Annotated in this window: 15 protein-coding genes and 1 pseudogene; 12 read left to right on the top strand and 4 right to left on the bottom strand. The window is 43.4% G+C overall.

Going from position 1 to position 10,874, the window contains the following annotated elements:
- Positions 1–32 precede the first annotated feature (32 nt).
- A pseudogene (locus HUS62_RS23475) lies at positions 33–104 on the bottom strand (hypothetical protein); the annotation flags it as partial.
- A 126-nt stretch (positions 105–230) separates the two neighbouring features.
- On the opposite strand from HUS62_RS23475, the gene HUS62_RS02395 reads away from it, so the two are divergent.
- The 3 genes from HUS62_RS02395 (at position 231) to HUS62_RS02385 (ending at position 2,574) form a co-directional block, all read left to right on the top strand.
- Complete coding sequence (locus HUS62_RS02395) at positions 231–542, top strand: pyrimidine/purine nucleoside phosphorylase (RefSeq protein WP_175078425.1); 312 nt, start codon at positions 231–233, stop codon at positions 540–542.
- A gap of 182 nt (positions 543–724) precedes the next feature.
- The gene (gene hpf / locus HUS62_RS02390) at positions 725–1,081 is read left to right on the top strand and encodes a ribosome hibernation-promoting factor, HPF/YfiA family (RefSeq protein WP_054551132.1); all 357 of its coding nucleotides are present in this window, start codon (positions 725–727) and stop codon (positions 1,079–1,081) included.
- A 320-nt stretch (positions 1,082–1,401) separates the two neighbouring features.
- Positions 1,402–2,574 carry an NRAMP family divalent metal transporter gene (locus HUS62_RS02385; protein ID WP_404936063.1) on the top strand — a complete coding sequence of 391 codons (1,173 nt, stop codon included), beginning with the start codon at positions 1,402–1,404 and terminating at the stop codon, positions 2,572–2,574.
- Positions 2,575–2,792: 218 nt separating this feature from the next.
- Here the strand turns inward: HUS62_RS02385 and HUS62_RS02380 are convergent, their stop codons facing one another.
- Genes HUS62_RS02380 through HUS62_RS02370 form a run of 3 tightly spaced genes read right to left on the bottom strand, consistent with a single transcriptional unit; the run spans position 2,793 to position 5,116 of the window.
- Positions 2,793–3,980: a VWA domain-containing protein gene (locus HUS62_RS02380; RefSeq protein WP_054551134.1), complete on the bottom strand. Its 1,188-nt coding sequence runs from the start codon at positions 3,978–3,980 to the stop codon at positions 2,793–2,795.
- 1 nt (position 3,981) lies between these two features.
- Positions 3,982–4,830: a MoxR family ATPase gene (locus HUS62_RS02375; protein ID WP_063703233.1), complete on the bottom strand. Its 849-nt coding sequence runs from the start codon at positions 4,828–4,830 to the stop codon at positions 3,982–3,984.
- Positions 4,831–4,882: 52 nt separating this feature from the next.
- Positions 4,883–5,116 carry a DUF1653 domain-containing protein gene (locus tag HUS62_RS02370; protein WP_371319660.1) on the bottom strand — a complete coding sequence of 78 codons (234 nt, stop codon included), beginning with the start codon at positions 5,114–5,116 and terminating at the stop codon, positions 4,883–4,885.
- Between the two features lie 63 nt (positions 5,117–5,179).
- Between HUS62_RS02370 and HUS62_RS02365 the strand changes: the two genes are divergently transcribed.
- The 9 genes from HUS62_RS02365 to HUS62_RS02325 are packed head-to-tail and all read left to right on the top strand — an operon-like array spanning position 5,180 to position 10,845.
- Positions 5,180–5,662: a DUF2947 domain-containing protein gene (locus HUS62_RS02365; protein WP_138599731.1), complete on the top strand. Its 483-nt coding sequence runs from the start codon at positions 5,180–5,182 to the stop codon at positions 5,660–5,662.
- A gap of 59 nt (positions 5,663–5,721) precedes the next feature.
- The gene (locus HUS62_RS02360; protein WP_054560904.1) at positions 5,722–6,354 is read left to right on the top strand and encodes a hypothetical protein; all 633 of its coding nucleotides are present in this window, start codon (positions 5,722–5,724) and stop codon (positions 6,352–6,354) included.
- Between the two features lie 22 nt (positions 6,355–6,376).
- Positions 6,377–6,667: a cell division protein FtsB gene (gene ftsB, locus HUS62_RS02355; RefSeq protein WP_054560903.1), complete on the top strand. Its 291-nt coding sequence runs from the start codon at positions 6,377–6,379 to the stop codon at positions 6,665–6,667.
- Positions 6,657–7,358 (top strand): 2-C-methyl-D-erythritol 4-phosphate cytidylyltransferase, encoded by a 702-nt coding sequence (gene ispD, locus HUS62_RS02350; protein ID WP_175078423.1) that lies wholly within the window; start codon positions 6,657–6,659, stop codon positions 7,356–7,358. Before ftsB ends, ispD begins: the two co-directional genes overlap by 11 nt.
- Entirely contained in the window at positions 7,355–7,837 is a 483-nt protein-coding gene (gene ispF / locus HUS62_RS02345) for a 2-C-methyl-D-erythritol 2,4-cyclodiphosphate synthase (RefSeq protein ID WP_055198208.1), read from the top strand. Before ispD ends, ispF begins: the two co-directional genes overlap by 4 nt.
- Positions 7,834–8,862 (top strand): tRNA pseudouridine(13) synthase TruD, encoded by a 1,029-nt coding sequence (truD, locus tag HUS62_RS02340; RefSeq protein WP_175078422.1) that lies wholly within the window; start codon positions 7,834–7,836, stop codon positions 8,860–8,862. The genes ispF and truD overlap by 4 nt, the downstream gene beginning before the upstream one ends.
- Positions 8,863–9,627, top strand: a complete 765-nt coding sequence (gene surE, locus HUS62_RS02335) for a 5'/3'-nucleotidase SurE (protein ID WP_054560899.1) — start codon at positions 8,863–8,865, stop codon at positions 9,625–9,627.
- Positions 9,617–10,255 (top strand): protein-L-isoaspartate(D-aspartate) O-methyltransferase, encoded by a 639-nt coding sequence (locus tag HUS62_RS02330; RefSeq protein ID WP_054551144.1) that lies wholly within the window; start codon positions 9,617–9,619, stop codon positions 10,253–10,255. The genes surE and HUS62_RS02330 overlap by 11 nt, the downstream gene beginning before the upstream one ends.
- An 11-nt stretch (positions 10,256–10,266) precedes the next feature.
- Positions 10,267–10,845, top strand: a complete 579-nt coding sequence (locus tag HUS62_RS02325) for a YqaA family protein (RefSeq protein ID WP_054551145.1) — start codon at positions 10,267–10,269, stop codon at positions 10,843–10,845.
- The last annotated feature ends 29 nt before the right edge of the window (positions 10,846–10,874 follow it).

The raw sequence follows: 10,874 nt of genomic DNA, 5'->3' as shown, positions 1-10,874 counted from the left end.
AGATTTTGCCTTGTTAGTTAATTGAAAGGGCTTCATTTTCTTTCTTCGTTATCTAACTCATTGATAAACGAATCAAGGTGATAATCCGCAACTCCACTATTTTCACCTTCGGCTTAAAACTGACAGCTTACAGCTAGCCCGACTTGATTATTTCTCACCCAGCTCCCCTTGAATGCTAAACCGACAACTGGCACTGTCTGTAACTTAATAACAAAACAGCAGGAGTGAGGATGTCTCAGTTTGATAATGTAAGTGTGCTGAAAAAAGCCAATGTGTATTTTGAAGGTAAAGTGTCTAGCCGTACTGTGGTATTTGCTGATGGCAGCACGAAAACGTTAGGTTTTATGCAACCGGGTGAGTTTGAATTTGCAACAAGCCAAAAAGAGTTGATGGAGCTTAACGGTGGCAGTTGGCAAGTGCTATTACCCGGTGAGAGCGAATGGCAAACGATGCAAGCAGGGGAGTCATTTACAGTTGATGCGAATGTGAGTTTTCAAGTAAAAGTGAGCGAGTTTGCAGATTACTGTTGTTCGTATAGTTAATGAGCAGTTGTTAACCTCTCTGAAAAGCCCGTGTGATGCGGGCTTTTGCATATTTTATCCGCAACGCATGATCTAAATCATCTGTGGTTACAATCAATTACTAATTATCTGCAATTTTCGCTTGTGTTAATTCAATTCGCCCCCAATACTAACTGTGAGGTAACAAGAAAAAAGGATACCCTATGAAGATTAATATTTCTGGTCATCATGTTGACGTTACTGAGGCTGTTAGAGCTCATATCAACGAGAAGTTCTCGAAAATTGCTAGCCATTTTCCATCATTAATATCACTCGATATTATTCTTTCAAAAGAACACAATAAGTATCAGGCTGAGATTAGTACAACCTATGAAGGCGCACGTTTATCAGTAAAAGCTGAAGATGATGTGATGTACCCAGCTATCGCAGGTGCTGCAAAAAAACTTGATGCATCACTAAAACATCGTAAAGGGCAAATGAAAGCCAAACTACACGAAAAGCCGGTCAGTACTACACCGGAAATTGCCCACGAAATCATTCAGGAAATGAACCTGAGCTAATTACAGAGCACTAGCCTAAGCGGCTAGACTTAAAACTAAATCTGAAAAAGCCAACCGTTGCGAAACGCTTGGCTTTTTTGGTTTTAATATTTAGCCGTCAGATTAAAATTCAAAAGTTAGCGAGTTGCTAGGGGAAAGAGTAAAGTTAGTGAGTTACTTGACACAGATTGCAAGTTGCTAACTTGCTAACTTGCTCTGCTTCCAATCTCACACAAAACGCTGTAAGTTGCTTGTTACTAAGAATAAAACACACACAACTTATGCAATCAGCAGTATCAAATTGGCAATCTAAATTAAATGCATTAGGGCCGGGAATTTTAATGGCTACAGCCGCCATTGGTGGCTCACATCTAGTAGCATCAACACAAGCAGGATCGTTATTCGGCTGGCAGCTATTTTGGCTAATCATTGTAGTAAACGTATTGAAGTATCCATTCTTTCGATTTGGCATGGAGTACACGCTCGCGACTAAACAAAGTTTAGTTGAGGGCTACAAGCAAAAAGGGCCGGGGTATTTCTATAGTTTTATTGCGCTTAATATTGTCGCTGCGGTAGTAAATACTGCGGGGGTTTTATTATTAACGGCCAGTCTGCTGCACTATGCATTACCTGTCACCGTTTCTGTAACCTTATTATGCTGGCTGATTTTAGCTGTGTGTTTGCTTATTTTGTTGCTGGGGCATTTTAAGGCGCTCGATAATGTCTCAAAGCTCATTATGGGGCTGTTAACGGTTACAACCGTGGCTGCGTTGGTTGTGGCAATTAATAATGGTGCTATGGCGCCAGTTGAATATGTGGGCCCGTCGCCGTATGAACTTGCCATGCTTGGCTTTATGGTCGCGCTCATGGGCTGGATGCCTGCACCCATTGAAATATCAGCAATTAGCTCACTGTGGCTAAAAGAAAAGCAGCATCAACAAGCCGTGACAAAGCAACAAGGCTTGTTTGACTTTAATTTGGGCTACTGGCTTACCGCAGCACTTGCGTTAGTGTTTTTTTCATTAGGAGTGTTAGTGCAATATGGCCAAGCACAAGCAGTGCAATTAGGTGGAGTCGCCTTTGCGAAGCAGCTAATTGATATGTATGCCCTCACTATGGGCGAATGGGCAAGGCCTTTGGTTTCTGGAATCGCTTTTTTATGTATGTTTGGCACTACGCTAACAGTGCTTGATGGCTACGCCAGAACATTAAATGAGTCGCATAAACTGCTACCGATTAAACAATCTAAACACAGTTTAAATATGTGGTTATTACTACAAGCATTTGCAGGTATGGCAGTGATTTTATTCTTTAAATCAGCCCTTGGCCCAATGCTTACTTTTGCTATGACCCTCGCTTTTGTAACCACTCCTGTCTTTGCATGGCTGAACTTTAGTTTAGTGCGCTCAGAACCCAGCATTCATCACTCACCTTTATTACGCACCTTAAGCTGGCTAGGCTTGCTTTATTTAGTGGGCTTTACGCTGGTGTTTTTGGTTTGGAAGGTAATGTAATGGGAGCTGTCAGCTTTCAGCCGTCAGTTTTTAGCTGATCGAGAAGGTGCTTAGTTATTTGCGTTTATAAACAATTGTAACTTTACATTCATTTCTCAGTTTTTATGCTGTTTGACTGCTGACTGCTGACTGCTGACTGCTGACTGCTGACTGCTGACTGCTGACTGCTGACTGCTGACTGCTGACTGCTGACTGCTGACGGCTGACGGCTGACGGCTCTAACTCAACTCCCTAATCGCATTACTAATCCCGTCTAGCGTGAGTGGGTACATGCGGTTGTCCATTAACTGCTTTATAAAATCAATTGATTGATAATAGCGCCAATGTTCAACGGGTTGTGGGTTGAGCCAAGCGACTTTATCAAAGTGATTGGTTATGCGGTTTAACCAAGCGCTGCCGGGCTCTTCATTCCAATGCTCAACGCTGCCACCGGGGTAGGCGATTTCGTAGGGACCCATGGTGGCATCACCAACAAAGATCACCTTGTAGTCGCTGGTGAACTTGTTAATCAAGGTCATGGTATCAATGACGTTAGAGTGACGACGTTCGTTGTCTTGCCAAACATGCTCATACAAACAGTTATGAAAATAGTAAAACTCAAGGTGTTTAAACTCGCTGTGAGCGGCGCTAAATAGCTCTTCGCAGGTATGAATGTAATCATCCATTGAACCGCCAATATCAAACAACATCAATACTTTTACCGCATTATGGCGCTCTGGAGCCATTTTTACATCGAGCATGCCGCCTTGTTTTGCAGTTGCGCGGATTGTTTCGGTTAAATCGAGAGTATCGCTTGCACCAGTACGGGCAAATTTACGCAGTTTTTTTAGAGCGAGTTTAATGGTGCGCGAGCCGATTTCACGGTCACTATCAAGGTTTCGGTAGCTGCGTTTATCCCATACTTTTACCGCACGGCGATGTCGGTTACCGTCTTGACCAATACGCACACCTTCAGGGTTATAACCATAGGCGCCAAATGGCGAAGTGCCACCGGTACCTACCCACTTATTACCTCCAGCATGGCGCTTTTGCTGCTCTTCAAGGCGTTGCTTGAGGGTTTCCATGAGTTTATCAAGGCCGCCCATGGCTTGTAATTGCGCCTTTTCTTCTTCGCTTAAGTGTTTTTCAAACTCTTTGCGTAGCCAATCATCAGGCAAGGCATGTTGCTGTTTTAAGCTTTCGAGCAGATCAAGGTCGGCGACACCACTAAAATAATCTGCAAAGGCTTTATCAAAACGGTCAAAGTGGGTTTCATCTTTTACCATGATGGTACGCGCCAAATAATAAAACGCGTCAACGTCGGCAAAAATAACTCCTTGCTTGAGCGCATTGATCAAATCAAGTAGCTCTCGCAAACTTACTGGTAAACGGTATTCGCGAAGCTTAAAGAAAAACGCAATTAACATCTTAACGGCGGCTCATAAACGCAAGTTTTTCGATTAAGCTAATGTCTTGCTCGTTCTTTAATAGTGCTCCAAACATGGGCATTAAGCCGCCTTTTTGGCTTTTATCATGCAGTGTTTTAGCATCAATATCTTCGGCCATCAGTAGCTTTAACCAGTCGAGTAATTCGCTGGTTGATGGTTTTTTCTTAATGCCGTTTACTTCACGTAGATTAAAGAACACCTCAAGTGCTTGGCGTACTAAATCTTGTTTAACATGCGGGTGATGCACATCGATAATTTGCGCCATTTCTTCACTACTTGGAAAATCAATGTAATGGAAAAAACAACGACGTAAAAAGGCATCTGGCAGCTCTTTTTCGTTATTTGACGTGATGATCACAATCGGACGTTGCTTTGCAATAACTCGCTCACCGGTCTCATAAACATGAAACTCCATTTTATCGAGCTCTAATAGCAAGTCGTTGGGGAATTCAATATCGGCTTTGTCGATTTCATCAATCAATAGCACAGGGCGCTTGTTATGTTGCTCACCATAGGTAAAGGCTTGCCATAATTTCCCCTTTACAATGTAGTTGCTGATATCGTGCACACGCTCATCACCTAACTGGCTGTCGCGAAGGCGCGATACCGCATCATATTCATACAGGCCTTGCTGCGCCTTAGTGGTTGATTTGATGTGCCATTGAATTAGCGTGGTGTCTAAACTTTTTGCAAGCTCCTCGGCCAGCATGGTTTTACCTGTGCCGGGCTCACCTTTTATTAGCAGCGGCTTTTCGAGCAAGATCGCTGCGTTAACCGCTTGTTTTAATGAGTTACTGGCAATGTAGTTGTCGGTTGAATTAAAAAGCACGATGTCACCTTATCTGGTCTGAGCAGTGATTAATAGCGTCATGATGCCACAGTTAGTCGGCGTCTGAAAGGTATGCAAAACGCGGTATCGTTTTACCCTCGACAGTGACGGTTTCTGTAAACATACTAAGCGGGCGTGCCCACATGCCAAATTCGCCGTATAGCGCTTGATAAATTACCAGTGGCTCATTCGTTTCGCTATGAGTAGCAACATATTCAACTTTGTATTTTGGACCTTTGTAATGTTGATAAATACCGGGTTTGATTGTCATGTGTTTATCTCGCATCTTGGAGTCATTTGGGTATAATTGCAGTTTGCACATTTTACGCTGAAACAAACTGCCTAAACTATGAATTATATTTCGTTAGATGAATACAAAAAAGCCTGGGTTTTTCGTCATAAAGATATGCCGATAAGCAGCGAAGACGCAGCACAAATTAAACCAATGAGTGCTGAACGCGCTGCGGTCTTATGGACTACTATGGTGAGCCGCGAGCATGATCACCCTGACTTTTTTGATAAAACAGATTGGTGCGGCAAAGACGACAGCTTTTCAGAGACCATTAACTGGGAAAACGCATGGGAAGCGGGCGATGAGCAGTTACCAGAAGAAATCCTTAACCACTTAGCGTGGGAAGCAAACACCACTGTTTATTTTTGCATGGCTCGCGACAACATCATTGAAACCAGCTTTGCTGTTTTTAAACGTTGTTGGCAAAACTTTATGTTTTTAGCTGATGGTAGTTTGTTATTAGGTAAAAAGCGTGATGCAGTGGTGCAGTTTTTAGAAACTGGTAACGCAAAATTGGGTAAAAAAGGCGCAGTAAAGTAGCGCTCAATAAACGCTCTATGCTATAAAACAGTCAAGCAATTGTTTTATAAGAGCGCGCATTGTCTAAACCAACTTCACAGAGCGAACACTCGCAACAAGCCGAAATTTGGCAAACTGATGCCGAGCGAGCTTTGTATGCGCAGTTATGTAATGCATTTTATGCTCGTGAGATCCCGCGTTTAGTTGATGAACCTGATACAGCAAGGCTAAAACGTTTATTAGCAAGCCTGCCTTACTATATTGAGCGTTTAGCTATGCGTATTGTCAGTGGTGATGCGCCACTACAGCTCGATTCACAAAATGGCAGTTGGCTTGAAAAACAAAAAACAACGCCGCCTGTTTATAATAAAAAAGACTCAAAAGACTTTTATAGTCAACATGCTAAGCGCGGGTTAATTGTTCCCGTGCTAATTAATGACGAGCAATGTACAACCGTGCGCATAGACAGCTTAGATCAAGTAAGCGACAATAAGGTACATTGCAACGAGCTTGGTTGGTTTGATACTTCCGGTGAATCGCTAGAAAACACGCATATTCAATTGCTTAAGCCTGCAAAGGCGGTGATGGCAGCTGCGTGTTGCGGTCATCAATGGCAATTTAATAAACGCATCACACCTAAGCGTTTGTCATTAAGAGAAATGCTGCTAGCAAGCAATATAAATTGGCGTAATTTAAAACGCCCTTTGACTTAATTTAACCGCGAAGGAGTGTTCAATGCGGGTTTTTCAATTCGCCTTGTTGTGTTTGGCTTTATTTATTCAGTACCGCTTATGGTTTGGCCATAATGGGGTGCAAGATTACACTCGTTTAAAACAAGCGGTTACCTCTCATCAAGACACCAATGCGAAATTATTAAAGCGCAATAAAGTGCTCAAAGCCGATATTGAAGACTTAAAACTCGGTCAAGAGGGCATCGAAGAGCGGGCGCGTAATGAATTAGGAATGATTAAACCTGGCGAAACCTTTATTCGCGTATTACCAGGTCAACAGCAAAATGAACACTAAGCAAACTATCACCGCCATTGTTCCCGCTGCGGGAGTTGGGAGTCGAATGCAGCATTCGGCGCCAAAGCAGTATATTGAACTTGCGGGTAAAACTATTTTAGAACATACCTTAAGTAAACTTGCAGAACTTAACGAATTAAACACCATCAAAGTAGCAATTAGCGATGATGACGGCTATTTTGCTGATTTACCACACATAGATAAGCGTATTGAGCGTGTGAGTGGTGGTAAAGAGCGCGCTGATTCTGTGCTTAACGCCTTGCTATCACTTGCTGACAACCCACCTGATTGGGTACTTGTTCACGATGCGGCAAGGCCGTTAGTGTGTCTGGCAGATATTCAGCGTTTAATGACTGAATGTATTGCTGCCAATGAAGGCGGTATTTTAGCGTCAAAAGTAAAAGACACCATTAAGCGCGGTCATACACACAGTGAGCAAACGGTGCCACGTGATGATTTATGGCAGGCACTCACCCCTCAGTTTTTTCCCTATCAGGCGCTGACTAATGCGCTATCAAGTGCCCTTAAAAATGGTGTGACTATCACTGATGAGGCATCGGCAATTGAATGGGCTAAGCAGCCTGTTAAGCTGGTTGCAGGTCGCAGTGACAACATTAAAATCACCACCCCAGAAGATTTAGATTTAGCAGCATTTTTACTGCAAAAACAACAAAACGAGAGTACCTCATGATTCGAATTGGCCATGGCTTTGATGTACACAAATTTGGCGGCGAAGGCCCGTTGGTAATTTGTGGTGAAAAAATAGATTACCCACAAGGCTTTTTAGCTCATTCAGATGGTGATGTTGCCATTCACGCATTGTGTGATGCCATTTTAGGCGCATTGGCAATGGGTGATATTGGCAAGCATTTCCCTGATACTGCTAGCGAATACGAAAATATTGATAGCCGAATTTTACTACGCCACGTGGTTGGGCTTGCTAAAGAGCAAGGTTATGTACTTGGCAATGCCGATGTGACGATTGTTGCGCAAGCACCAAAAATGTTGCCGCATATTCAAGCTATGCGTGAAAACTTATGCCAAGACCTTGAAGCTGATATTTCACAAGTTAATGTGAAAGCAACAACCACTGAGAAGCTTGGGTTTGAAGGCCGCAAAGAAGGTATCTCAAGCCACGCAGTGGTGATTATGAGCAAACAAAGCGCATGAGTGAGTTAAACTACCTATACGGTAAACCTCTTTCTAAGGCTGACTTTAAAACTCACGCCGAAGACTTCATGGTTGATGAAGACTTAGGTATTGAGTTTACCGGTTCTGGTGAACATGTTTGCTTGCAGGTTGTAAAAAAAGGCGAAAATACTCAGTTTATTGCGAAACGCATTGCCGAAAAAGCAGGGGTATCTCCACGTGATGTGAGTTATGCAGGCTTAAAAGACCGCCATGGCGTGTGTACTCAATGGTTTAGCGTGCCAGTTCCAATTAAAAAGCATATAGAATTTAGTGAACTGAATAACGAGCAATTTTTTGTAATATTGCAACAGCGCCATAATCGTAAGCTCAGAACTGGCTGCCATAAAGGCAACCGCTTTACCATTACATTACGTAATGTCACTGAGCCGCTGGATATTTTGTGCCGTATCAACGCGGTGCGTGCTGGTGTGCCTAATTACTTTGGCGAGCAGCGCTTTGGCCATGGTGGTCACAACCTTGAAATGGCAAAGCGCATGTTTGCTGGAGAGCGTATCCGCGATAAAAAATTGCGTGGCTTAGTTATTTCAGCTGCACGCTCTTATGTGTTTAATGAAATCGTGAGCATGCGAGTTGCCGAGCATGGCCTTGCGAAAACAATGCACCGCGAAGTGTTTATGCTCAGCGGCAGTAATGCATTTTTTGAAGACAATATTAGTGATGACAATATTGCGCGCTTAGCGTCTGGCGATATTGTGATGTCGGCACCTATGGTTGGTAAAGGCGAAAAAGGCCTGACCGAAACCGAAAAAGTGTGGCTCGAACCTTATCAGTCTTGGATAGAGGGCCTTAGCGAACTTGGCCTTAAGAATGAGCGTAGAATGTTACGACTTATTCCTGATTCATTAGCTGTTGAAACGATTGATGAAACTACTTTAAAGTTAAGTTTTGGTTTACCAAAAGGCTGTTTTGCTACCGCCCTGCTGCGTGAGCTGGTGGACTATCAAGATGCAAGCCCCAGAGAACAAAAACAAAAGGATGCGTAAATGAAAATCTTATTGAGCAATGATGATGGCGTACATGCTAAAGGGATTGCGGTTTTGTATCATGCATTGACGCAAATAGCAGATGTGACCTTAGTAGCGCCAGATCGTAATTGTAGTGGCGCAAGTAATTCATTAACGCTCATGAACCCATTGCGTGCAACCACCCTTGATAATGGCTTTATTTCGATTAATGGCACGCCGACTGACTGTGTGCATTTGGGAGTTAATGAATTAGTCGAGCAGCAGCCAGATCTAGTGGTTGCAGGAATAAACCACGGCGCCAACCTAGGTGATGATACCTTGTATTCAGGTACAGTAGCAGCGGCCACTGAAGGGCGCCACTTAGGACTGCCGGCGATTGCTGTGTCGTTATGCTCTAAAGAAGGAAATCACTTTGAAACTGCAGCTGCGGTTGCGGTGAGTATTATCAAAGAGTTGGCATCGCACCCATTACCGAAAGATCAAATCATCAACTTAAACGTGCCAGATATTCCGCTTACTGAGCTAAAAGGAGTTAAGGTAACCCGTTTAGGTTCGCGTCATAAAGCTGAAACCATGACGAAACAACAAGACCCATGGGGCCGTGACATTTATTGGTATGGTACCCTTGGTGCTGAAAGTGATGCAGGTGAAGGCACTGATTTTTATGCCATTAATAATGGTTATGCATCAGTGACCCCGCTTAGTGTTGATATGACGGCGAAAGAGAGCTTACAAGCCGTCGATAGCTGGTTAGCAAATATGGAGATTAATAGTGCTGACTAATTATAATCGCAGTGCACTGGCATTAGCTGAACTATTAAAACGCGAGGGTGTAGAAGATAGTACTGTGCTTGAAGCGATTGCCTCAACACCCAGACACATTTTTATCGATGATGTTTTGCAGCACAAAGCTTATCAAAATACCGCACTGCCAATCGGCCAAGGGCAAACGATTTCGCAGCCATATATTGTCGCACGCATGACAGAGCTACTTCGCTTAGCAGGCGTTCGTGATAAAGTGCTCGAAATTGGCACAGGGTCTGGCTACCAAACGGCAATACTGGCAAAAACCTTCACTAAAGTGTGCTCGGTAGAGCGTATAAAAGCATTACAATGGCAAGCAAAACGCCGTTTGCACAAGCTTGATTTATATAATGTCACCATGAAACACGGTGACGGCTGGCAAGGTTGGCAGTCGCAAGCTCCATTTGAGGGGATTATTGTTACTGCCGCTGCGGCCACTATGCCACAAGGACTTCTGGCACAACTTGCTGATGGGGGCGTTATGATTGCACCTATTGGTGAGCAAGATCAGCAATTAATGATGGTCGTTAGAAATGGCGACACTTTTACAGAACATAAAGTTGCACCAGTACGATTTGTACCTTTGGTACCTGGTGATATTGAATAGGACGTTAAACTTTGAAGTTGTTTACTAAGTTATATGATATGGCGCTGGTATGGGCCAAACATCGCCATGCAGAGCGTTATTTAGCAGGGATGAGTTTTGCTGAATCTGTTTTTTTTCCGGTGCCACCGGATGTCATGCTAGCCCCTATGTCGCTTGCTCAGCCAGATAAAGCATGGCGCTTTGCCAGCTTTACGACTATTGCTTCAGTGATTGGCGGTATTTTAGGTTATTTACTTGGCTTTTGGTTATTCGAACCGGTAGTTGAACCGCTGATTGCGCAAATGGGTTGGCAAGCTAAATTTGACACAGCGCTAAGTTGGTTTGAAAACTATGGTGTATGGGTGGTGTTTTTAGCGGGCTTCTCTCCTATACCTTATAAGGTTTTCACCATAGGTGCAGGTTTGATGCAAATGGCATTCTTGCCATTTTTAATTGCCTCGGCAATAGGTCGTGGCGCGCGTTTCTTCTTAGTGTCGGCTTTAATGAAGTGGGGCGGCGTTAAAATGGAGCAAAAATTACGTCAATATGTTGAAGCGCTTGGCTGGGGATTAGTTGTTTTAGTTGTGGTTGCGTACTTTTTACTACGATAACCCGTAAAACCATTAAACTAGTACGATAA

Source organism: Pseudoalteromonas sp. 0303 (assembly GCF_013349995.1).
Lineage (GTDB): Bacteria > Pseudomonadota > Gammaproteobacteria > Enterobacterales > Alteromonadaceae > Pseudoalteromonas.
Note: the sequence above shows the minus strand (reverse complement) of the source record. Positions and strands in the feature narration are given on the sequence as shown.

Bases quoted from the DNA above. Each gene is read 5' to 3' on its own strand.
- HUS62_RS02395 (WP_175078425.1), top strand. From the start codon at position 231: ATGTCTCAGTTTGATAATGTAAGTGTGCTGAAAAAAGCCAATGTGTAT.
- hpf (WP_054551132.1), top strand. From the start codon at position 725: ATGAAGATTAATATTTCTGGTCATCATGTTGACGTTACTGAGGCTGTT.
- HUS62_RS02385 (WP_404936063.1), top strand. From the start codon at position 1,402: ATGGCTACAGCCGCCATTGGTGGCTCACATCTAGTAGCATCAACACAA.
- HUS62_RS02380 (WP_054551134.1), bottom strand. From the start codon at position 3,980: ATGTTAATTGCGTTTTTCTTTAAGCTTCGCGAATACCGTTTACCAGTA.
- HUS62_RS02370 (WP_371319660.1), bottom strand. From the start codon at position 5,116: ATGCGAGATAAACACATGACAATCAAACCCGGTATTTATCAACATTAC.
- HUS62_RS02365 (WP_138599731.1), top strand. From the start codon at position 5,180: ATGAATTATATTTCGTTAGATGAATACAAAAAAGCCTGGGTTTTTCGT.
- ftsB (WP_054560903.1), top strand. From the start codon at position 6,377: ATGCGGGTTTTTCAATTCGCCTTGTTGTGTTTGGCTTTATTTATTCAG.
- ispD (WP_175078423.1), top strand. From the start codon at position 6,657: ATGAACACTAAGCAAACTATCACCGCCATTGTTCCCGCTGCGGGAGTT.
- ispF (WP_055198208.1), top strand. From the start codon at position 7,355: ATGATTCGAATTGGCCATGGCTTTGATGTACACAAATTTGGCGGCGAA.
- truD (WP_175078422.1), top strand. From the start codon at position 7,834: ATGAGTGAGTTAAACTACCTATACGGTAAACCTCTTTCTAAGGCTGAC.
- surE (WP_054560899.1), top strand. From the start codon at position 8,863: ATGAAAATCTTATTGAGCAATGATGATGGCGTACATGCTAAAGGGATT.